The 22,500-nt window shown below is 71.3% G+C and carries 19 protein-coding genes; 13 read left to right on the top strand and 6 right to left on the bottom strand.

Annotated features, from left to right (window positions below):
* Positions 1-12: 12 nt before the first annotated feature.
* A complete protein-coding gene (locus tag BCR15_RS07835; protein WP_068751640.1) occupies positions 13-519 on the top strand; it encodes a hypothetical protein in 507 nt (168 codons plus the stop codon).
* Between the two features lie 15 nt (positions 520-534).
* On the opposite strand, the gene BCR15_RS07830 is transcribed toward BCR15_RS07835, so the two are convergent.
* Positions 535-2,130 (bottom strand): phytoene desaturase family protein, encoded by a 1,596-nt coding sequence (locus BCR15_RS07830; RefSeq protein ID WP_068751639.1) that lies wholly within the window; start codon positions 2,128-2,130, stop codon positions 535-537.
* Between the two features lie 68 nt (positions 2,131-2,198).
* Between BCR15_RS07830 and BCR15_RS07825 the strand changes: the two genes are divergently transcribed.
* From BCR15_RS07825 to BCR15_RS07785, 10 genes are all read left to right on the top strand, one after another.
* Positions 2,199-3,314, top strand: coding sequence for a ferredoxin reductase (locus BCR15_RS07825; RefSeq protein ID WP_197971705.1), 1,116 nt, complete (start codon positions 2,199-2,201; stop codon positions 3,312-3,314).
* 8 nt (positions 3,315-3,322) lie between these two features.
* Complete coding sequence (locus tag BCR15_RS07820; protein WP_078919783.1) at positions 3,323-4,585, top strand: fatty acid desaturase family protein; 1,263 nt, start codon at positions 3,323-3,325, stop codon at positions 4,583-4,585.
* 340 nt (positions 4,586-4,925) lie between these two features.
* Positions 4,926-5,081 carry a hypothetical protein gene (locus BCR15_RS14940; protein ID WP_153302378.1) on the top strand — a complete coding sequence of 52 codons (156 nt, stop codon included), beginning with the start codon at positions 4,926-4,928 and terminating at the stop codon, positions 5,079-5,081.
* Positions 5,078-5,800 (top strand): DUF4129 domain-containing protein, encoded by a 723-nt coding sequence (locus tag BCR15_RS07815; protein WP_068751638.1) that lies wholly within the window; start codon positions 5,078-5,080, stop codon positions 5,798-5,800. Before BCR15_RS14940 ends, BCR15_RS07815 begins: the two co-directional genes overlap by 4 nt.
* Positions 5,797-6,306, top strand: coding sequence for a hypothetical protein (locus BCR15_RS14640; RefSeq protein WP_068751637.1), 510 nt, complete (start codon positions 5,797-5,799; stop codon positions 6,304-6,306). Before BCR15_RS07815 ends, BCR15_RS14640 begins: the two co-directional genes overlap by 4 nt.
* Positions 6,303-7,277, top strand: coding sequence for an AAA family ATPase (locus BCR15_RS07805; protein WP_068751636.1), 975 nt, complete (start codon positions 6,303-6,305; stop codon positions 7,275-7,277). Before BCR15_RS14640 ends, BCR15_RS07805 begins: the two co-directional genes overlap by 4 nt.
* A complete protein-coding gene (locus BCR15_RS07800; protein ID WP_068751635.1) occupies positions 7,277-8,560 on the top strand; it encodes a DUF58 domain-containing protein in 1,284 nt (427 codons plus the stop codon). The genes BCR15_RS07805 and BCR15_RS07800 overlap by 1 nt, the downstream gene beginning before the upstream one ends.
* Positions 8,557-9,108: a hypothetical protein gene (locus BCR15_RS07795; RefSeq protein ID WP_068751634.1), complete on the top strand. Its 552-nt coding sequence runs from the start codon at positions 8,557-8,559 to the stop codon at positions 9,106-9,108. Before BCR15_RS07800 ends, BCR15_RS07795 begins: the two co-directional genes overlap by 4 nt.
* A 134-nt stretch (positions 9,109-9,242) precedes the next feature.
* Complete coding sequence (locus BCR15_RS07790) at positions 9,243-10,331, top strand: hypothetical protein (RefSeq protein WP_068751633.1); 1,089 nt, start codon at positions 9,243-9,245, stop codon at positions 10,329-10,331.
* On the top strand, positions 10,241-11,824 hold the full coding sequence (locus BCR15_RS07785; RefSeq protein ID WP_068751632.1) for a cellulase family glycosylhydrolase: 1,584 nt from the start codon (positions 10,241-10,243) through the stop codon (positions 11,822-11,824). Before BCR15_RS07790 ends, BCR15_RS07785 begins: the two co-directional genes overlap by 91 nt.
* A gap of 57 nt (positions 11,825-11,881) precedes the next feature.
* Here BCR15_RS07785 and BCR15_RS07780 read toward each other — a convergent pair whose 3' ends face one another.
* The 5 genes from BCR15_RS07780 to BCR15_RS07760 form a co-directional block, all read right to left on the bottom strand.
* Positions 11,882-13,000, bottom strand: a complete 1,119-nt coding sequence (locus BCR15_RS07780) for an SGNH/GDSL hydrolase family protein (RefSeq protein ID WP_141680071.1) — start codon at positions 12,998-13,000, stop codon at positions 11,882-11,884.
* Positions 12,997-13,890: a carbohydrate ABC transporter permease gene (locus tag BCR15_RS07775; RefSeq protein ID WP_078919782.1), complete on the bottom strand. Its 894-nt coding sequence runs from the start codon at positions 13,888-13,890 to the stop codon at positions 12,997-12,999. The genes BCR15_RS07780 and BCR15_RS07775 overlap by 4 nt, the downstream gene beginning before the upstream one ends.
* Positions 13,887-14,828: a carbohydrate ABC transporter permease gene (locus BCR15_RS07770; RefSeq protein ID WP_068751630.1), complete on the bottom strand. Its 942-nt coding sequence runs from the start codon at positions 14,826-14,828 to the stop codon at positions 13,887-13,889. Before BCR15_RS07770 ends, BCR15_RS07775 begins: the two co-directional genes overlap by 4 nt.
* Positions 14,825-16,120, bottom strand: coding sequence for an ABC transporter substrate-binding protein (locus tag BCR15_RS07765; RefSeq protein WP_068751629.1), 1,296 nt, complete (start codon positions 16,118-16,120; stop codon positions 14,825-14,827). Before BCR15_RS07765 ends, BCR15_RS07770 begins: the two co-directional genes overlap by 4 nt.
* A 110-nt stretch (positions 16,121-16,230) precedes the next feature.
* Entirely contained in the window at positions 16,231-17,271 is a 1,041-nt protein-coding gene (locus BCR15_RS07760) for a LacI family DNA-binding transcriptional regulator (protein WP_068751628.1), read from the bottom strand.
* Between the two features lie 141 nt (positions 17,272-17,412).
* On the opposite strand from BCR15_RS07760, the gene BCR15_RS07755 reads away from it, so the two are divergent.
* Entirely contained in the window at positions 17,413-19,986 is a 2,574-nt protein-coding gene (locus tag BCR15_RS07755; RefSeq protein WP_068751627.1) for a glycoside hydrolase family 2 protein, read from the top strand.
* Positions 19,983-22,427 carry a hypothetical protein gene (locus BCR15_RS07750; RefSeq protein WP_068751626.1) on the top strand — a complete coding sequence of 815 codons (2,445 nt, stop codon included), beginning with the start codon at positions 19,983-19,985 and terminating at the stop codon, positions 22,425-22,427. The genes BCR15_RS07755 and BCR15_RS07750 overlap by 4 nt, the downstream gene beginning before the upstream one ends.
* Positions 22,428-22,500 lie beyond the last annotated feature (73 nt).

The following is a 22,500-nucleotide window of genomic DNA, read 5'->3' as shown; positions in this document are numbered from 1 at the left end:
CAGGAGGTCGCCATGGCGGTCGAACTCGATCACGACAAGTACTCCGCCTATCTCAATCAGCATCTCGTCGCGGCGGATGCGGGGGTCAAGGCGTTCAAGGCGGCGGCGGACACGTGGGCCGGCACGCCCTACGCCGCCACCTTCGAACGGCTCCATGACGAGCTGGCCGAGTCGCACTCAACGGTCGCGGACCTCATCGAGGACCTCGGCTACGAGGTCAGCACCGCCCGCAACATGGTGGCCGGGCTGGTGCAAGCGGCGGGCCGGCTCAACCCGCTCAACCCCACCCGCAACCACGACGGGCTGATGACCCAGACGGAACTCGACGCGCTGGCCGCCGCCGTGCGGGCGCAGCAGATGATGTGGGAGACCCTCGTGGTGCTCGCCGACGTCGACGAGCGCCTGGACAAGGCCTTCTGCCAGTCGATGGTGGAGCGGTGCGAGGATCAGCGGGCGAGGGTGGTGCAGGTGAGCGAGGCGACCGCTGTGTCGCGGTTCACCGTCCATCCCCACGGCTGAGCCCCGCGCTGCAGGTCAGAAGTCCGGATCGCGACGCTGCAGCCACAGCTGGACCCTGGTGGTGGCCCGCCCGACCGGTCGCGACCACCAGCGGGCCCCCCGCAGCGCAGCCCGGGCGGCGGAGTAGCCGGCGCCGCCGTGCACGCCCCCGCCCGGATGCGTGGCTGCCGAGGCCAGGTACAGACCCTCCACATGGGTGAGGGGCCCCCCGAGCCCGGCCAGCGGCCGCCAGGGGCCCTGCTGGAACAGCTGCGTGGTGCCGGAGCCGAGGGCGCCGTCGACGAGGTTCGGGTCGGCGGCGTGCAGATCAGCGGGTGTCTGCACCCAGCGTCCGCGTTCGAGGACGCGCCAGCCTGGGGCGAGGTCGTCGAAGAGGGCCTCGAGGGTGTCCAGCGACCGGGCGGCGCCCGCCGGCCCGCTGCGTGGGAGATGCGTGTAGGCCCATAGCGACTCGGTGCCTGCCGGCGAGCGCGACGCGTCCGCCGTCGTCATCTGCCCCACCAACGCGAAGGCGCGCGCGGGCACCCGCCCGGTGGCGATCTCCGCGTGCCAGGTCGCCAGCCCCCGCGAGGAGTGCCCGGCGTGCACGACGGTGGCGCCCGCCGCCCGGGCCGCCCGCCACGGCATGGGGGCGTCGAGCCGCAGGTTGAGCTTGAGGGTGGGCGGGTCCCAGGCGAACCGGTCGAGCCGGCGCAGCAGGCCGCTGGGCACCGCGTCCGCGGGCAGGAGGGCCCGGTAGAGGGCGGTCGCGGACACGTCGGCCAGCACGGCGCGGCGCGCCCGGACCGTCGTGCCGTCGGCCAGGCGCACGCCGTCGGCACGGCCGGCGGTGACGCTGATGCCGGCGACGGGCCACTCCAGGTGGACGACCGCCCCGGCGGCGCGGGCGCGGGCGGCCAGCGCGCCCGCCAGGTGCCCGGCGCCGCCGCGGGGCACCGGGAAGCCCACATCCTGCGCCAGCATCGTCATGATGAACCCCATCAGCCCGCTGACCGGGGCCAGCGGAGACACGTCGGCGTGCATGGCGTTGCCGGCCAGGAGGTCGCGGGCCCGCCCGCCACCGAACCACTCCTGCCCCATGCGGTCCGAGGGCAGCAGCGCGAAGCGGGCGAAGTCCAGCAGCCCCGACCCGCCGAGCGTGCGGAGGAGGCGCGCGCCGGGTCGCACCGGGGGCCAGTCGGTGAGCAGGGCCGCGATGAGGGGCTCCCTCACCCGCCGCCAGCCGGACACGAGCGCGAGCCAGGCGTCGCCGTCGCCCGGGTGGTCCGCGTCGAGGGCCACGGCGGTGTCCTCCGCCGTCGCCGCCACGACGGAGCCCTCGGCGTCGGTGCCGTCGGCCACGTGCACGAGCGCCGGCCGGTGGTCGGCCCAGGTGAGGCCGTGGTCCTCGAGATCCAGGTCCCGGAGCACGGGGGAGGCCATGCCGAGGGGATAGCAGGAGGAGAACTCGTCGACGACGAATCCGTCCACGTGCCGGTGGGCCACTGCGCCCCCGGGCACCGGCCTGCCGTCGAACACGGCGACGTCCCAGCCCGCGTCCGCCAGGAGAGCCGCGGCCACCAGCCCGTGGTGGCCCGCTCCGATGACGACGGCGTCGACGCTGCGCTCCATGCCCCGATCCTACGTACCCTCACGGCCGAAGCACTTGAACCTACGCAACCGTAGGTTAACCTGGGGGAGTGACCTCACCGGGCGACGTCGTCGCCCCGCCACAGGCGGACCGCTCCTCCGTCAAGCGCGCCCTTGCCCGCGTGGGTCGCGGTGCGCGCCGGGTGGCCGAGGCCCTCGCGACGCCCCTGCTGCCCGAGGACTTCATCGATCTGGTCGACCCGCTCCGCTCCGGCGCGGACCTGCGGGGGCGGGTCGTCGCGGTCACCCCGGAGACCCCCACCGCGACCACGATCCTCATCCGGCCCGGCCGCGGGTGGCGGGGGCACCGCCCGGGGCAGTACACGCGCATCGGTGTCGACGTCGACGGAGTGCGCCACTGGCGCGCCTACTCGATCACGAGCCCCGTCGGCGCCGAGACCATCTCCATCACCGTCCGCGCCATCCCCGATGGCAGGGTCAGCAACCATGTCCGCCACGGCCTGCGCCCCGGCGCGGTGCTCATGCTGGACCAGGCCACCGGGGACTTCGTACTGCCCGACCCCGCCCCGGACAGGGTCCTCTTCCTCACCGCCGGCAGCGGAATCACCCCCGTCATGGGCATGCTCCGCAACGATCCCCTCCCGCGGGACGTCGTGGTCGTGCACTCCGCCCCCACCAGCGGCGACATGTTGTTCCGGCGCGACCTCACCGCGCTCGCGGCCCAAGGCCGCATCTCCCTCGTCACCCGGTTCACCGCCACCGACGGCATCCTCCCCGTGACCGCCCTCGACGGCGTGGTCCCGGACTGGCGCGACCGCGACGTCTGGGTCTGCGGGCCCACCGGACTGCTCGACGACGCAGAAGCCCACTGGGCCGCCGCAGGCCTCTCGGGACGCCTGCACACCGAACGGTTCCGGCCCCGCATCCACGCCGTCGGCGACGGCGGCGAGGTCACCTTCACGGGCGCCGGGGTCACGGTCGCGGCCGACGCCGCCACGACCCTGCTCGCCGCCGGTGAGGACGCCGGTGTGCTCATGCCGTCGGGCTGCCGGATGGGCATCTGCTTCAACTGCGTCCTGCCCCTCACCGACGGCAGCGTGCGAGACCTGCGCACGGGCGAGGTCACCACCGCCAATCCCGAAGATCCGGTCCTCGTCCAGACCTGCGTGTCGGCCGCCGCCGGCCCCTGCCACCTCCGAGTTTGAGAGCCATCATGACCGCATCAGCCACCCGCACCAACCGCATCACCACCACCCGCCCCGAGGCCCGCGCAGAGGTCTCCGCCAGCGGGAAGCGCAACCCCATCGCGCACCTCACACCGGAGGACATCGAGGACATCGGCCGCGAGCTGGACGCCATCCGCGACGAGGTCCTCGCGAGCCGCGGAGCCGCCGACGCCGCCTACATCCGGCGCATGATCCGCACCCAGCGGTCCCTCGAACTCGCCAGCCGCGTCGTGCTGCTGTTCTCGAAGTTCCCGCCCGCGTTCGTCGTCGGGACCACCGGACTCACGGTGGCCAAGATCATCGAGAACACCGAGATCGGCCACAACATCCTCCACGGCCAGTGGGACTGGATGCGCGACGAGAAGATCCACTCGAGCACCTGGGAGTGGGACTTCGCCTCACCCGCCGAACAGTGGAAGAAGTCCCACAACGTCGAGCACCACACCTACACCAACGTCGTCGGCATGGACAACGACCTCGGCTACAACATCCTGCGCGTCGACCCGGATCAGGAGTGGAAGCTCCATCACGTGTTCCAGCCCGTGACCAATTTCTTCACGGCCCTGTTCTTCGAGTACGGCATCGCCGCCTACGACCTCGATGTCAAGGGCTTCAAGGACGGTACGAAGGACAAGGACGTCTTCATGGCGGACCTGAAGAAGGTGCTGAAGAAGCTGCGCGCCCAGATGGGCAAGGACTACGTGGTGCACCCCCTGCTGTCCGGGCCGTCGGCGCTGTCGACGCTGCTCGCCAACGCCATCGCCAACACCGCCCGCAACGTGTGGACGCACTCGGTGATCTTCTGCGGCCACTTCCCCGACGGCGTGGAGACGTTCGAGACCGAGTCCATCGAGGGCGAGACCCGGGGCGAGTGGTACGTGCGTCAGATGCTCGGTTCGGCCAACATCAGCGGCTCGCGGTTCATGCACGTCATGACCGGCAACCTGTCCCACCAGATCGAGCACCACCTCTTCCCCGACCTGCCGAGCAACCGCTACGCGCAGATCGCGCCGCGAGTCCGGGCCCTGATGGAGCGCTACGGGCTGCGCTACGTGACCGGCCCGCTGCCCAAGCAGGTGGGATCGGCGTGGGCCAAGGTCTTCCGCCACTCCCTGCCCAACAAGCGGCCCGGGCACAGCCAACTGGGCGACGTCGTCGCCGCCGCCCGGGACGCGGTCACCGACGTGCTGGACTCGACCCGCGGCATGTGGCGCCGCGACCGCCGCAGCCTGGCCGCCGCCCCCGCCTGACCCCGGTGCCGTCCCCGGCGTCGTAGGCTCTGAGCAGCCACGAAAGGAGCCGGGACGTGATCGAGCTTCCACCCATCACCTGGCAGGCCGTCGCGACCGGGCTGGCGGTGCTGCTGGTCGGCGTCCTGGTCGGGCTCGCGGCGCGCGCCGTCGTGCGACGGCTCCTGGCCTGGCGCGGCCGGAGCGCGAGCTCGACGCGGGTGTCGGTCGAGCTCGACGATGCCACCGATCTCAGCCGCGCCCGCCTGGTGGCGCTCGGGGCCATCAGCACAGTGCCGTCCGTGTTCGCGGGCCCGCGCCCGACGCCCTGCTGCGCGAGATCGGGACGGCGACGGTCCGCATGGACCTGCGGTTCTGGTCGGGCGCCCGCCAGCTGGAGACCCGGACCGCGCAGGACGCGGTCATCCAGCGGGTCCTTGAGGCGTTCCGGACCCACGGCGTGAAGTCGGGCGACGACGTCGTCACCGTGAAGCTCGTCGACGGCGGAGGCCAGTGAGCGCGCCGCAACGACACTGGGCGGGCACCGTCCTCGCGGTCGCCGCCGCGTTCGTACTCCTCGCGGTGGTGGTGCTCGGCGCGGCCAGCCCGCGCCCCTCTGCCGTCGAGATCCTCCCCAGGCCGGCGCCCACCCTGTCACCGGAGCCGGCGCCCTCGCTGCCTGACCTCGACGTCCTGCCCTCCGCGTCGCCGCTGTTCCCCGCCCCGGACGTGGAACCCCTCGTCCTGCCCGCGTGGGCCGACGACGTGCTCCGGCTGCTCGTCGCCGCCGCGCTCCTGGCCCTCGTCGGAGCCTTCCTCTACCGGCTGCGGGCCGAGCTCATCCGCACGGAGCGGCGTCACGCCGCCGACCCGGCCGGCAACGAGGCCGAGATCCCCGAGATCGACGACGAGGAGCTGGCCGAGACGTTGGAGGAGGCCGTCGCCGAGCTGCGGCGGGGGATCGCCGTCGACGGGGCGGTCATCGAGTGCTGGCGCCGGCTCGAACACGTCGCGGTCTCCTCCGGGGTCTTCCGGCGGCCCGCGCAGACGTCGGAAGAGTTCACCGTCGAGGTGCTCAGCCACGCCGCCGTCGACGCCACCGCGCTGGGCGACCTGGCCGAGCTGTACCGGCAGGCGATGTTCTCCACGCACGAGCTGACCGACGCAGACCGCGACCGCGCCATCGCGGCACTGGAGACACTCAGCGCCCAGCTCACCGGCAGGGCGGCCCCGTGACGGCCGCGCGTGGACTCGCGCTGCGGCTGGCGGTGTGGCTCGGCCTGGCGGCGATCGTCGTCGCCGTCGACGGCGCACTCAGCCTGCGGGTCGATCCGCTCATTGCGTTCCTGACCGCCGTCGTCGTCGCGGTGGGCACGTGGGCCGGGGCACACCTGCGCCCTGCCGGCGAGCCCCCGGAGTGGGTCCAGCCGTCGTGGGAGACCCGCTCTCCGCACTTCCAGGCCGACATCCGAACCCGTAGGACCTCGTCGATGCTCGCGCACGCCCAGCCCGGCCGCGACTTCGACGCGCGCCGGCTCGCCCGGCAGCTCGGCGACCTCACCGCCCGCCGGCTCGTGTTGTCCGGGCGGGTGCCCGACGGGGTGCCGGACCCTCTCGCGCACGCCCACGGCGCCCTCTCCCCGGCGCTGCTGCGCTACCTCCGCAGCGCCGAGGCGGACCACGCGCAGGTCCTCACCCGCAAGACCCTGCACGCCCACCTCAAGGAGATCGATTCGCTATGAGCAGCCCCGATGCGCTCGCCCCCGCGGAGGCCACCGCGCTCGTCAGGCAGGTCCTCGACGCCGTCGACACCGCCCTGGTCGGCAAACGCGACCAGATGACGCTGGTGCTGGCCGGGGTGCTCGCCGGGGGTCACGTGCTGCTTGAGGACCTCCCCGGCCTGGGCAAGACGCTGGCCGCCCGGTCGCTGGCCCAAGCCCTGGGCCTGGAGTTCACCCGCGCGCAGTTCACACCCGATCTCCTCCCGGCCGACCTGACGGGCTCCTACATCTTCGACCAGCACACGGCCGAGTTCAGCTTCCGGGAGGGGCCGGTCTTCACCGGACTGTTGCTGGCCGACGAGATCAACCGCACCCCGCCCAAGACCCAGTCCGCGCTGCTGGAGGCGATGCAGGAGCGCCAGGTCACCGTCGAGGGTCACACGTTCGTGCTGCCGCGCCCGTTCCACGTGCTGGCCACCGCCAACCCGATCGAGCACGAGGGCACCTACCCGCTGCCAGAGGCCCAGCTCGACCGGTTCCTCCTGCGCCTGGCGTTCGGATACCCGTCGCTCGACGAAGAGTGGGACGTGCTGTCGCGGCGGATGGAACGGCGGCGCGAGGAGGTCACGGTGCCGGCCGTGCTCGACCCCGCCGGCCTGCTGGCGGTACAGGACTGCGTGGAGCGCATCCATGTCGCGGAGTCCGTGGGGCGCTACGCCATCGACCTGGTCCGCGCCACGCGCGACCACCAGGACACGCTGGTCGGGGCGTCGCCGCGCGGGTCGTTGGCGCTGCTGCTGTGTTCGCGGGCGCTGGCGCTGATCGAGGGCCGCGACTTCGTCATCCCTGAGGACGTCAAGCGCCTGGCCGTGCCCGCGCTCGGGCACCGCATCGTGATCCGGCCGGAGCTGTGGCTCAACAACGTCGCGCCCGAATCCATCGTGCGGGCCGTGCTGGACGCCGTCCCCGTCCCCGACGCGGAGAGCGTGTGATGCAGCTGACCCACACCCCGGCGCTGCTGCGGTCCCTGGGTGCCGCGGCCGTCCTCGGGGTGGTCGCGCTCGCGGCCCGGCGCCCCGACCTCGTGGTGCTCGTCGCGCCGTTCGTGGTGCACCTCGCCTGGGGGTGGAGCATGCGACGGCGCGGTGCGCCGCGCGTCGACGTGCGCCCGCGGGCGGTCGTGGTGCCGGAGGGCGAGTCGGTGCCGCTGGCGGTCTCAGTCTCGGCGGCGTGGCCGTCGTCGCTCGTCACGGCTCAATGGCCGGTGCGGGCAGGCGTCGCGCTCGAGCCCGACGCCGGAACCGTGGTGGACGCCGTGGTGCCGGAGGGCGTGACGATGGCGGTGCAGCCCGAGCGGTGGGGCCGCTACGACGTCGGCCCCGGCCGCGTGGCGGTCGCGGACCCCAGCGGCTCCTGGCGGGCGTCGACGATGCTGCCCCGGGTCACCGTGACGGTGCGGCCCGCGTCGTCGACCCTCGAGGGCGGCAGCGGGGTCGCCCACCCGATCGGCATCGTCGGCATGCACCGCTCGCGGCACCGCGGTGACGGCAGCGACCTGGCCGACGTCCGCGAGTTCCGGCCCGGCGACCGGCTCAAGCGGATCAACTGGCGCGTGACGTCGCGGCTGGGGGCCGTGCACGTGAACTCCACCCTCACCGAACGCGACACCGACGTGCTCATCGTGGCTGACACGCTCCTCGACATCGTCCCCGCCGACGCGGGCGCGGCCACCAGCCTGGACGCGACGGTGCGGGCGGTCGCCGCCATCTCGCGGCATTACGTCGGCTTCGGCGACCGCGTGGCCATCCACGACCTCGGCCGCCGCATCGGCCACGTGCGCTCCGGAACCGGCCCCCGGCAGGCGCGGGTGGTGCTGAACGTGTTGTCGCGGGCGAACCGCAGCGTGCCCGACTGGGACATGCTCCGGCCGGTGGGGTCCCTGACCAGCGGGATGCTGGTGTTCTTCTGCTCGCCGCTCCTGGAGCGCGAGGCGCAGGACGAGATCGTGCGGCTGCGCCGAATGGGCGCAGAGGTGATCGGTGTCGACACGCTGCCGGAGGAGATCGGCCGGTTCGACGACATCGCGTCGTTCCGGCGCGACACCTTCCTCGGCGAGGCATGGATGATCCGGAGGATGGAGCGCGACGCAGCGGTGGCGCGGCTCCGGTCGCTCGGCATCCCGGTGACGCCCTGGCGGGGGACCGGGAGCCTCGCCAGCGTGCTGTTGTCGATGGAGGCGGCCCGCTCCGCCCCCAGGCGGGTGCTCGGCCGATGAGGGATCTGGCCGAACTCGTCGCCGGCTGGCTCTACGCCCTCCGGATCACCAGCGGCCCGCAGTGGGTGCTGCGGGTGGGGGTCCTCGCGTCCGGGCTCGGGGCCGCTGCCCTGGGATGGCTCTGGTTCCCCATGATCCTGTCGACGGCGCTGCTCGTGGCAGGGTCCGTGCTGACGCTGGCAGCCGCCGTCCGCCCGGACTCGGGGGCCGCACTGGGGGTCGTCGCGGTCGTGGCGATCATGTGGCTGGCCGGCGGAGCCGACGCCCGCTGGTGGCAGTGGCTGACGGTGGCGGCGGTGGTCGCGGGGTTCCACCTGGTGACGGCCCTCGCCGCCGCGGCTCCGTCGTACGCCGCGATCACCGCCCGTGCAGCCCGCCGGATGGCGCTGGGCGTGGTGGGGTTCGTCGGAGTCAGCGCCGGCGCGGGGCTCGCGGTGGTGGCGCTCAGTGGGGTGCCGTCGTCGCTGCTGGGACCGGCGTGGGTGGCGGCCGGGGTCGCGGCCGTGGCGGGTGCGTCGGTGGTCGCCGTCGCCGCGCTGCGCCCCTGAACCGGATCGCGTCGATCCATTGACCGTGGTCGATCGTGGCCCCACGATGTACTACTAAAGCGCTTTAGCAAAGGAGCGGGCGCCCTACCCAGGAGCAGGGTCTATGCAGGACACCCAAGTCACGGCGCAGTCTGTTGATCGGAACCGGCGCCGTCGTCGCCACATCGTTGCTCGCGGCAGGCCCAGTCGGCACCGCCAGCGCGGCCCCGACCACGTGGATCGACGTCGTCGGCCACTTCGAGTCGCGCCATGAGCCGTGGGCGGTCCACCTCGGCAACGAGTACGGCGCCGCGGTCGCCGAGTTCGTCCGCGACGACACCCGCGCGGCGGAGGGGCTGCGGTCGGGCAGGCTCACGGGCGACTTCGCCAAGGCGGGGCGCTACGTCGCCCTCCGCAAGACCCTGGACGGCCTCGCCGTGACCAAGGTGAGCTTCAAGGTGGCCACCGAACGAGTCACCCGCGTCCAAGTGCGCCTCGTGAGCTCCACGCAGGGGCAGCGCAACGCCCAGGTCAACGTGACCCCGGGCGCCGCCGGGTGGCAGCACGTGGAGGTGACCCACTGGAACAACATCGCCGGCATGCAGGACGTGATCCGGCTCGAGCTGCAGCTGTGGAAGGACCACATGACCCTGGGCTCGACGAGCGCGACGGCGTGGTTCGACGACGTCCGGGTCGAGCACACCGTCGAGCCCGTGCCGCCGTCGACGTTGGAGACCACCGGGCTCCCCGTGATCCTCACGGGCGACGAGGACATCGTCCCGCTCGTCGTGCGGGCCGTGTACGCCGACGGCAAGCGCAAGGAGGTCACGCAGCACTCGGAGCTGATGTCGAGCGCACCGGACGTGGTCGCCGTCAACGCCTACGGGTACCTGACACCGCTGCGGGCTGGCTCGGCCGAGATCTCCGTCGACCACCTCGGCGTGACACACCAGTTCCCGGTGGAAGTGCGCGAACCCCAGGACCTCGCGATGCTCCGGGTGGTCGACGGCCGCCTCATGGAGGGCGACCGGGCGTTCGGGTTCACCGGATTCAACTACGACCTCATGATGCTGAAGTTCCCCCGCAACGCCGACTGGACCGGGCTGGACGCCGATGTCGCGCTCATAGCCGCGTGGGGGCTGGCGCCGTCCGCGTGCCCATCAACCTCGGCATGGTGCAGCCCGCCCGGGGTGTCTTCCCCGACGACGACGCGTGGGCCGGTGAGATCTCCTCGCGCGGCATGAACACCTCATGGCCGGCCATGCTCGATCACTTCGTCGCCCGCGCCGGCGCGCACGGCGTCCGGCTGATCTTCGACTGGCACCGCTACCCGGTTGACCCCTACGACTACTGGAGCGGCGGCAACAACCACGACGCCGGCACGGGCAAGCCCGGCACCGGATTCGGCTACCTGGCGCCGTCGCCGACGGAGCGGGGGACGCTCAACCTCGCCGACCGCGACCATCTGGCGGCGCTCCTCGACGCGCACCGCTGGCTGGCAGCCCACTACAAGGGCGATCCCAACGTGATGGGCATCGAGATCCCGCACAACGAGCCGCACGACGCCTTCATGTCCATCCAGTCGAACTGGCGACGAGTCACGGAGCAGGCCGCCCTCGCGGTGAAATCGGCCGATCCCGAGCGACTGGTGTTCGCCATGGTGCCCGCCTACGGCCACGACGTCTCGACGTCGGTGTCCACCTGGCAGCTGCCGAACCTCGTCGACGGCAATGCGCCCCACCACTACATGCCCAACGCGCCCCTGCCGCTGCGGGCGGATGCTGAGCAGCGCCGGTCGCCGTGGCTGGCCCGCGATGTCGACGCCGTCTTCTCCCACGCCATCGCGTCGCTGTTCGCGCCGTACTCGACCGGCCGTGCCCCGGTATACAACGGCGAGGGCGGGAGCTATGGCTGGGAGTCGTTCCTGCCCGACATGACGCAGCGGGAGGCCGGCGACTACATGATCGAGGCGGGACTGGCGCAGTACTACGCCGCCGGCGCCGTGGGTCAGCTCCACTGGGCGCTGTGGCACAACGCCTCCGACTTCGTGCCCTTCCGGGAGTCCTTCGACCGCCACTTCACCCGCTTCGCGCCGGTGTACGCGGCCGGCCCCGTGGACTGGTCCGCCGCCGAGGTTGCTGTCATCCAGAACCCGGCCGCCGTGCCGATCGCCAACGGTCACAACTTCTCGGTCGTGCCGTTCGTTCGGCTGGCGCTCGACCTGCACCTCGGTCCGTTCCATCTGCTGACCGATGACGAGGTGATCGATCGGCTCCTGACGATGGTCCCGACAGGGCTCGAGCAGGTCGACGGTCTGAGCGCGGAGTTCGACTACAAGGCGGTCGTTGTGGATCGACGCAACCTGGACGAGCGTGTTCGGAGCGTGCTGGCGGCCGACGGCTTCCCCGTTCCGATCCTCTGGGTCGACGACATGGAGGCCCTCAAGCCGCAGAAGCTCGCGCAGTTCCTGAGCGACGCCGGCGTGGCCGTCGACCAGCGGACCAGCACGGACCACGTGTGGACGGAGGGTCCGCAGCACGTCGTCGTCTATCGGCGGGCGGCGAAGAACGAGGACCGCGACAAGATCCATCCCATCCTCAAGCGCACCGGCACGTTCCGGCTCGTGGCCGAGAGCGGGCAGGAGGTGTTCAGCGGCGACGCCGCAGCCTTGGCGGCGCAGGGCATCCGGGTGCCGCTCACGAAGTGGCGGAGTGCCATTCTGCGCATCGAGAGCTGACCAGGGACCGAGGGCCGGCCGGGGATCAACCCGGCCGGCCCTCGCGTGTGCTCGCTCTCAGCGGAAGCGATCGGCGAACCTGTGAGCGACCGCCGCGTGTCCCTGGGGGCTGAGGTGCACGCCGTCGTGCGTCATGCCCGGTCTCCACCGCGTGGAACCGGCGGCCACGACCTCGGCGAGGTCCCACACCTCGTCGACAGGGTCCGGGCGGCGGCGGAGCCACTCGTTGAGGGCCACTCGCTCCCGGTGGCCGGGAGTGGGGGCCTGCGAGTCGACCGTCACCCAGGCGTCGCTGGACTCCGTGACGGGCGGGACGGTGACCGCCGCGATGCGCCATCCCTCGTCGCTGAGGACACGCCACAGGGACTGCAGGGCAGCCTGCACCGCGGCGAGGTCGCCGCCTCGCTGGAGGTCGTTGGTGCCGAGCGCGACGACGGCCAACCCGGGCGCGGCAGCCGCCGACAGCTGGGCGCGCCGAAGCGAGGGCCCCTCGGCGAGGGCCGCGGCGGCCGTCGCTCCGCTCGTGGACGCGTTGACGGCGAGGCGGCGGCCGTCGAACAGTCGCCGAACCCATCCGAGGTGTTCGGCGCTGCCGTGCTGGTCGCCGAAGCCGACGGCGTTCGAGTCGCCGACGACGAGGACGTGTTCTGGGTGGTGGTCCTGGGTGGGGACGCCGAGGATCTGGCAGGGGCCGAAGCCATGGCGCAGGACGTCGCGGGTCCCGTCGGGGAGGAGGGCCTGGACGGATTCGCCCGCTGTGGTGTCGGCCTCCGGCCCGAGCGGGACGTGGTCACCTGACGTGGGGCGGACGCGCGTCGTGGTCGTGATCGCGTCGGCGGCGGCGCCGAGATCGAGCGGGTCGGACACCAGCGCTTGGCCGGGCATCAGGGTCACCTCGGGGAGGCCTGCGAAGCGGACCGCACGGGGGTCGCCTGCCGACTCCACGGTGACTCCGAGGGTGAGGGCGTTGGGACCGGGTGCATCGCGGCCGCCGTCGTTCATCCAGTTGGCGAAGACGAGCCGCAGTGTCCGCGGCGCTCCGGTCAGGGGGTGGTGAAGCCGGGTGGTCACACCCGCCGCACGGGCCGCGTTGAACGGTGGACCGACGCGGACGGGGAGGTGGGTGTTGCTGCCGAGCGGCAGCCAGCCGCCCGGCACCTCATCGGACAGGCTCAACCCTTCAGTCCGCCCGCGAAGCCCTGGATGACGTGGCGCTGCAGGAAGAAGTACACGATGAGCACGGGGAGGGCTGCGATCATCATGCCGGCGAAGATCAGGCCCCACTCGCTGGCGAACTCGCCCTGGAACGAGAACACGGCCACCGGGAGGGTGCGGTTCTCAGTGCCCGCGAGGTAGAGCAGCGGGGTGAGGAAGTCGTTCCAGGTGTTGATCGTGTTGACGATGATCACGGTGCCGGTCACCGGCCGCAGCAGGGGGAACACCACGTGGAAGAACGCGCGCCACCAGCCCGCGCCGTCGATCTTGGCGGCCTCCTCGTACGTGGGCGACTGCGTCTTGAGGAACCCTGTGTAGAGGAAGACGGTCATCGGCATGAGGCTGCCGACGTAGAAGATCATGAGGGAGGCGTGCGTCTGGAGCAGGCCGACGTCCCGCATGAGCATGTAGAGCGGCACCATTCCGAGCTGGCCCGGGATCATCAGTCCGAGGAGGAAGAGCATGAGCTTCGCCGTGCTGGTCCGCCGGCTGCCGCGCACGATCGCGTAGGCGGCCATCGCGCCGATGAGGACGGCGACGGTGATGCTGACCGCGGTGATGAGCAGGCTGTTGACCATCGCCCGGCCGAGGTCCGCGGACTCCCAGGCGGTCTGGTAGTTGCCGAGGAACAGGGACGCGGGCGGCGCGACGGTGGACGACGCGATCTCCGAGGTCGTCTTGAACGACATCGTGACCATGATGTAGAGGGGAAACAGGTACGCGATGGTGACGGGGACCATCACGAGTTCGAGGATCGGGCGCCCGTAGCCCTGGCGAGGGCGGCGCCGCGAGCGGCGGCGGACGGGGGTCGCCGTCGTCGGCGGAACGGGGATGCTGGTTGAGGTGCTCATGCTTCGGTTTCTCCCCGCCGCGTGACGGACATCTGGAGGAAGACGATGAAGGCGACGATCATCGTCAGGACGAGGGCGATCGCTGACCCATACCCGTACTCGCCGTAGACGAACGCCTCCCGGTACATGATGAGCGAGAGGGTCTGCGTGGAGACACCGGGCCCGCCACCGGTCATGACGAAGACCTGGTCGAAGAGCTTGAGGGACGACGTCATGGTGAGGGCGGTGGCGATGGTCGTGGCCTGGCCGAGCAGGGGGCGGGTGACGAACCAGAAGCGCTGCAGGGTGCTCGCCCCGTCGAGTGCGGCGGACTCGTACAGTTCGTCGGGGATTCCCTGGAGTCCGGCGAGGAAGATGACCATCGACATGCCGACGTGGTGCCAGATGACGCTGGCGATGATGGCCCACAGCGCGAGCTGGGAGTTGCCGAGCCAGCTCTGGATCAGCCCGTCCATGCCCAGGGCGCCCATGGCGGTGTCGAGGGGGCCGTCGGGCGTGTAGATGTACTGCCACAGCAGGCCGACGATGACCGGCGGCATCATCATCGGGGCGAAGAACAGGGTCCTCAGGAGGTTCCGGGCCCGGATGGCGGAGTTCAGGGCCAGCGCCAGGAGCAGGCCGAGCCCGGACTGCGCGACGGTCAGCGTCACGGCGATGGTGAGCGTGTTGCGCAGCGAGGCGACGGCGGCCTGATCGGCCATGAGCTCGCGGAAGTTGTCGAGGCCGATCCAGTTGGCCTCAGCGCCACCCTTCCAGTCGGTGAAGGCGTACCAGCCGCCGGCGACCGAGGGGTACAGCACCACGATCGCGTACAGGGCGAGGGCCGGGAGGAGGAACCACTGGGGGACGAGCCGCGCGCCGCGGCGCCGCCGGCCCGGCGCGGCCGGCGAGGGGGCCTGCGGGATCGCAGACCCCCTCTCGGCGAGAGCGATGCTCACGACATGCTCTCCTGGTATGCCGCGTCGAGCGCCTGCAGGAGATCGTCGACGGTCTTCGAGCCTTCGACGGCCTGCTGGCCGACCTCCATGAGCGCGGTGGCCACCTGCCCGCCAGGCCACACGTGGTTGGCGAACGGCGTGGTGCGGCCCTCATCGAGGAACGGCTGCACGGTCTGGTTGAGCGGGTTGTCCAGCGGCTCGGCGTTCGTGAGGGCCGGGATCGCGCCGACTTCGGCAGCCCAGGCGGCGGTGCGCTCCGGCTCGGAGATGTACTCCAGGAACGCCAGCGCCGCGTCCGGGTTCTCGGCCTTGGCGTTGACCACGAGGAAGTCCGGCGTGAAGGGAATGTGCGTCTCGTCGGCGCTGTCGGTGGCCGGGATGGCGAACGAGCCCATCTGGTCGGCGCCGCCCTCCATGAATCCGGCCAGGACCGGCGAGGCTGCCGAAGGCATCACGACGATGGCCGCCTCGCCGTTGCCGACGGACTGCATCGCGGGATCGCCGGGCATGCCCAGGGGGCTGGGCGTGGTGTAGCCGTCCTCGATGAGGCCGAGGAACTGCTCGAACGTGGCGCGCCAGCCCGCGGACTCGGCGAACGACGTCTCGCCGGCCTCGAGCTGGTCGTAGAAGTCGGGCTCGAGGCCGTTGACGAGCGTCGCCGACAGCGCGTAAGGCAGGAACTGGATGACGTAGTTGTCGGCGAGGCCGAGCGCCAGGGGCACCTTGCCGGCAGCCTTCAACTGGTCCAGCACGTCGATGAACTCGCTCCACGTGGTCGGCGGCTCAACGCCGACCTCCTCGAACACGGCTTTGTTGTAGAACGCGAGGATCGCCTGACCGTAGGTGGGGAAGGCGTAGGTCTTGCCGTCCAGTTGCTGGAGGCGCGAGAACGACTCGGGGACGTTCGCGGCCCAGGGCTGGTCCGACAGGTCCATCAGGGCGCCCTCCTCGGCCAGATTCAGCACGGAGGACGGGGCGGCGTACCCAGGAGCGGAGCGGAAGAGGTCCGGGGCTGTGCCCGAGGTGATCTGGATCCGCAGCTGTTCGCCCAGCGCGCCGGCCTCGGCGTAGGTGCCGTTGACTGTGACGCCCGTCTCCTCCTGGAAGTCCTCGATGAAGAGCTTGGGGCCGATGTCGCTGGTGGTGGCGAGGGCCAGGGTGCCGCCGAGCTCCTCGGCGGTGGCCGACGCGGAGCCGCTGGACCCGGCGGCGGCGCCGCCGCTGGGGGTTTCGGCGGGGGAGCAGGAGGCGAACAGGCTCAGAGCCATGATCCCGCCCGCGGTGGCAGCCATGTGGCGCCGCAATGATGCACGCATTGTGTCCTCGAATCTCTCGACGTTGAGTGGATGGGAGTGCTCAGACCTGGCCGGTGAGACCAGTCAACAACTAAAGGGCTTTAGTGTCAACCCCTGGCCGTGGATGTGCTCTCCCGGACGATGAGATCCGTGGTGGTCCCCTGGGTTGCACGGGGGGCCGCGCCGCCGATGAGATCGAGGAGTTCCTGGGCGGCGAGGCTGCCGTAGGCGGCGATGTCACGCGACAGAGACGTGAGCGTGGGGGTCACCAGCGTCGCCGCGGGACCGTCGTCCCACGCGAGGACCGAGACGTCCTGCGGGACCCTGATGCCGCGGCTGATCAAGGCGCCGGTGAGGTGGACCGCGAACTCCAGGTCCTCCACGATGACGGCGGTCAGCGGGTTGCCCGCCCGATCGGCGAGGAGGGCCACCGCGTCGGCGGCCCCGGCGTCGGCGTCGATGGTCTCGGCGCTCATCCGCACGCCGGCGCGGCGGGCCGCGGCCATGAAGGCCCGCTCGCGGATGGCGTAGTGCAGCAGGTCGAGGTCGCCGCCGATGCGTGCGATGTGCGTGTGTCCGAGCTCGGCCAGGTAGCCCACGGCGCGCTCCGCCGCGGCCTCGTCGTCGGTCCACACGCATGCCAGCGGCGAGCGGTCCCTGGTGTCGCCGACGATGACCGCGGGGAGGCCGACGCGCTCGAGTTCGCGCAGTCGGGGGTCGTCGACGTGGGGGTTGATGACCAGAACGCCGTCCACCCGGCGCTCGCTCATCCATCGCTCGTACAGGGCCGACTCGTCGGCCAGCGAATCCACCGTGTGAAGGATGAGGAGCACGCCTCTCTCCGCCAGTGCCGCCTGGACGCCGGCGAGGAAGTGGCCGCCGAAGCTCGCGGACCACAACGGCTGACCCGGCTGCCGAATCGTGACGACCCCGATCACGCCGGCCTTGGACATCGAGAGCGCCTGGGCGGCGTAGTTGGGGCGCCAGTTCGACTGCCTCACCACCTCCAGGATCCGGTCACGCGTCTCCGGCGAGATGCCCGGCTTGCCGTTGAGGGCGAACGAGACTGCAGTGGGGGAGACCTTGGCCCGTGCGGCGATCTCGGCGATGGTGAGTCGCCTGGCGGAGGGCTCCGAGGGGTGGTTCATGCACAGAGCCTATCGGCCGGAGTGCGGAGATGTGCTAAACCGCTTTACAGGCGTCCCAAGGTCGCGTATGGTCAGCCGCGGGATCGTTCGGGCCTGGCCGGCCTCAGAACAATCCCACGATTCACCATCGGAGTCTTGTCCGTGCACATCTCACCTCACGAGGCGTCCCGCCGCATCCCGACCGTCCACGACCTCGGAGGGGTGTGGACCTGCCGGGCGGCGCGGGGGCCCATCCCGTCCCACCTCGAGGCCGTCCTCCGCGACGGCATCGCGGGAACCGTCCCGGGGGTGGTGCATCTGGACCTGCTCGCCGCGGACCTGATCCCCGACCCCTATGACGGGGACAACGAGTCCGCACTCACCTGGATCGGACGCACCGACTGGGAGTACTCGCGCAGCTTCACCTGGGAGCCCGACTCGCACACCGACCACGACCTCGTCGCAGAGGGGCTGGACACGGTGGCGCGGATCTGGCTCAACGGTCAACTCGTCGGCGACGCGCGCAATCACCATCGCTCCTACCGGTTCCCCGTCCACGACCATCTCCGCGCCGGAACCAACGATCTGAGGGTCGAGTTCCGGGGGGCGCTCAGCTTTGCCGAGGAACGCGAAGCGGTCCTCGGCGTGCGCCCGCACTCCAACCCGCACCCCTTCAACTGCATCCGCAAGCCCGCCTACGCATTCGGGTGGGACTGGGGACCGGAGATCGTCACCGCCGGTATCTGGCGGCCACTGCGGCTCGAGGGCCATAGCGGGGCCCGGATGACTCAGCTGCGCCGGAGGACGCGCTGGACGGGCGCCGGCGGCGAGCTACTCGTGGACGTCGAAGTCGACCGCGGCCACCCACCGCTGAGCCTCGACGTCGAGGTCGAGGGACGCCGGGTGAGCATGCCCGTGTCTGACGGCGCGGCGAGTGTCTGCCTGGAGGTGCCCGACGCCCAGGCGTGGTGGCCGCGCAGCCACGGGGAACAGCCGCTGTACCCGGCGCGGATCCGGCTCACCGACGCCGACGGCGACTGCCTGGACGAATGGCGCGGCCGCGTCGGCTTTCGCTCCGTCACCCTCGACACGTCGCCCGACGCCGACGGCAACCGCTTCACCGTCGCGGTCAACGGCCGTCCCATCTACGTCCGGGGCGCGAACTGGATCCCCGCCGACACCTACTTGCCGCGCGTCACGCGAGAGACGCTGGCAAGCTCCCTCCACGACGCCACCGACGCGGGGATGAACCTCATCCGCGTCTGGGGCGGTGGCATCTACGAGTCCGACGACTTCTACGACCTGTGTGATGAGCTGGGGCTGCTCGTCTGGCAGGACTTCACGCTCGCCTGCGCCGCCTACGCCGAGGATCCCGAGCTCTGGGACGAGTTCGAGGCGGAAGCCGCCGAGGCCATCGTCAGGCTCGCCGCTCATCCGTCGCTCGCGCTCCTCAACGGCGGCAACGAGAACATCTGGGGCTGGGCGGACTGGGGCTGGCGGCGCGCCCTGGACGGGGCCACCTGGGGGGAGGGCTACTACATGGACCTGTTCCCGGGGCTCGTCCGACGCCTGGCCGACGAGGTCCCCTACAGCGAGGGCAGCCCGTTCTCCTTCGACCGCTATCTCCATCCGAACCAGGACTCCGACGGGTGCATGCACATCTGGGACGTGTGGAACAGCCGTGACTACACCGCCTACCGCACCTACCGCCCCCGCTTCGTCTCCGAGTTCGGGTTCCAGGCGCCCCCGGCGTTCGCGACCCTCGAGTCCGTCGTCCACGACGAGCCTCGCTCGCCGTTCGGCGCGCAGATGCTCGTCCACCAGAAGGCGGAGTCGGGAAATCTCAAGCTCGAGCGAGGGCTCGGAGATCACCTGCCACTCCCCACGGACTACGTGGACTGGCACTGGGCCACGCAGCTCAACCAGGCACGGGCCGTCCGATTCGGCGTCGAGTACTTCCGTTCGCTCGCCCCGTTCAACACCGGGTCCATCGTGTGGCAGCTCAACGACTGCTGGCCGGTCGTGTCCTGGTCTGCCGTCGACTCTCTCGGACGCCGCAAGCCCTTGTGGTTCGCGTTGCGCGAGGCGTTCGCCGACCGACTCTGCAGCATCCAGCCACGCGACGGCGGACTCAGCCTCACGCTGCACAACGAGTCGGACGAGCCTTGGACCTCGACGGCGACCGTACGGCGCATCGACGTCGAAGGGCGGCACCTCGCTGTCCAGATCATCGAGCTGCAGATCGACCCCAGGGCCAGTCTCGTCGTGCCGCTGGACACGACCATCACCCAGTCGCAGAACGCGTGTCGGGAGCTGGTGGTCGCCGACCTGTCATCCGGTCAGCGCGCCTTCTGGTACTTCGAGGAGGACACGCGGCTCGAGCTCGCGGCCGATCCCGTCACCGCCACCGCGGAGGAGCTGGCAGGGGGATACCGGGTGACCGTGACGGCCCACGCGCTCACCAAGGACCTGACGCTGCTCGTGGACCACGCCGACCCGGACGCCACCGTCGACCGCGGGCTCGTGACGCTGCTCCCCGGCGACGAGGTGGTATTCACCGTCGCGTCCACGAGGCCGCACCTCACCACCAGACTGACTGGCGCGCCGGTGCTGCGAACGGCGAACGACCTGGTCGCCCCCCGCCAGCGGCGGACCGGAGGCGCATCCCCGCAGCCGGCGGGGATCCACGGATCCGACCTCCGCGCGGCCGGGCGCCGTGAGAGCCTGGCCCGATGAGCCGACCGACGGCGCTGCGCCGCGCCAACCTGGAGGTGTCGCTGAAGCCGTTCGCCGACTTCGGCGCCAAGACGCTGTCGTCCACCGTCGCACGCATCTTCGACGACTGGTCGGTCCTGCTCGACGCAGCCGAGGAATGCTCCGTGCTGCTGTGGGCCTCCGACGGCAGCGAGATCCTCGACTGGGCCGGGGACCTCGACCAGGAATTCGAGTGGGCCCGGTTCATCGGGTTCAACAACACCGAGACCGCCCCCTACGGGGAATGGAAGCCGCCCCGTCGGCGGGCCGTGCCATTCGCCGAGCACACGCCGACTGTCACCTATCGGGATCTCGCCCGGCTCGTCGCCGAGATCAAGGCCGAGGGTCGTCGACGTGGCATCCCCACCCAGGTCGGGGCAACGTTCGATCCGGGGCCGGAGTTCGCGCCGTCGGAGTTCAAGTACCACCGGCATCCCGAGATCGTGGCTCGGGGCGAGGACGTCGGCATCGGGCCCATCATCGCCATGGTGCGGCACTTCTCGGTGCTGTCCGCCGACGACCACGCGTACGCCGCATTTCCCACCGGGATCCCCGAGGGCACGACCTTCGGTGAGTTCCTGGGGCGCCAGGCCCAGGACTACCTGGCCGCGCTGGGATTCGACTATCTGTGGCTGTCGAACGGGTTCGGGTTCAGCTCCTATGCCTGGTCGGAACTGGGGGAGTCCTTCGACGGGGAGAGGTTCGCCGCCGAGCGGACGCCGGAACTCCGCGAGCGGGCCCTCGGCTTCTGGGCCGACCTGTCTCGCCACCTGACCTTCCCCGTCCAGGTCAGAGGGACGAACCACACCGCGGGCATCGACATCGGGGCGGACTCGGTGCCGGCCCTTGAGGTGTACGAGCGGGGGTACATCTCCTCCCCGCCCCCCAACTCGCCCTGGGGGCCGCTGAACGAGGACTTCGGTATCGAAATCACCGGCTTCATGTCGCGGATCGCGATGCTGCCGGCGGATGCGGAGGGCTACCGGTTCCGCTTCTACGCCAACGACCCCTGGTTCTGGCAGCAGCCGTGGTGGGACTTCTACCACCGGGAGCCGTTCGACATCTACCTTCCCCTGAGCATCGCCCGCCTCGACGCCCACGGGCGCACCCAGCCCCCCGACGAGGTCAACGTGCTGTCGATCGACACGTGCCACGGCGTCCTGGATGACCGCTGCGGCCGGGAGGTGTCGGGTCACGTCGTCACGGCGCTTGAGGCGCGCCCGGACGAGGCGGGCCCGCTGGTGTGGGTGTATCCGTTCCGCGAGTACCACCATGCGATGGCGGCCGATCCCACGTCGATCAACCGACCGCACTTCGAGGACTGGTACCTGACGTCGGCGGTCAACGCCGGCCTGCCCCTCAACACCGTGGTGAGCACGGACAACCTCGCCGTGGCCGTCGCGAACGGCGCCGTCGACGGCCGTGTGCTCGTCGTTCCGGCCGGGGCCCTGACGGCCGCGGTTGTCGAGCACCTGCGCCGTCACGCCGCCGCAGGCGGAACGGTGCTGGCCTACGGCGCCGTGTCGGCAGTCGGGGCCGACGGCCGCGAGTTCCTCGGGCTGGAGGTCGCCGACGGCGGCGTCGCCGGGACCCTGTCGCTGACGGGCGTCGACGAGGCGGGTTCAGGGTTGCCGGTTGCCCACGCCGCGCGACTCTCCGCCGGCCCTGTGACCGAGGTGGCGGCGCCCGGTGGCGCCACCGTCGTCGCCAGCGCGCGCTCCGAGGATGGTGAGCGTGTCTACGCGAGCGATCGACCGCTGGGGCAGGGCCGCGTGATGTGGGTCCGTGGCTCGTCGCCGGTCACCTACTCGGATCCGGACGACCGCGGGGTACGTCACCATCAGGCGCCCGACCCGGAGCGCTACGCGCATCCGGGCGAGGTCATGCTGCGTCTCCTGCGCCGTGCGGGCATCCATGTCTCGCACGACCTTCGTGGCCCCGCCTCCGGCCGCGTCGTCCAGGCCATCCACCGCCACGACAACGCGTACTGGTTCAGCGGCTACCTGCCCGACACCACCACGTCCGTGCGCCTCCGCCTCCCCGGCGGCGCCCCCCTCCTGCAGCAGCGCGAGGCGTGGATGGAGGAGGGCGTGAGCGTCCACCAGCTGCCCAAGTCCTTCCATGTGGAGTGCCGGGTCCTCGTCGACCAGGCCGCCGCCGGCGTGGTGAAGTGCCGCGACGTGGCGCCATTCCCGGCGTTCATGACGCGGGGGATCTCCGTGAGCGGGCTGAGTAACGCCCGCGTGACGGTCTTGCTGCCGCGTCGCACGGGGGCCGTGGAGGCCACCGTCGCCGGGCACGTCGTCGACCTCAACGCGGCGCCCGAGCCGGGCGGGGCCGTCACTTGGAGGAGAGACGGACAGGACGTGATCGTCGATGGCCTGACCGGCGAGATCATCGTCATGTGGGAGGAGAGGCGCTGAGGGGCGCAGTCTCTGCCGAGCACAGGCATCCCGCTGGCGGAGACGGCACTGAGGCCGGGCGAACGCTGAGCGT

It is taken from the genome of Tessaracoccus lapidicaptus (genome assembly GCF_001693815.1).
Lineage (GTDB): Bacteria > Actinomycetota > Actinomycetes > Propionibacteriales > Propionibacteriaceae > Arachnia > Arachnia lapidicapta.
The sequence above is the reverse complement of the archived record's forward strand: the minus strand, read 5'-3'. Positions and strand labels throughout refer to the sequence as shown.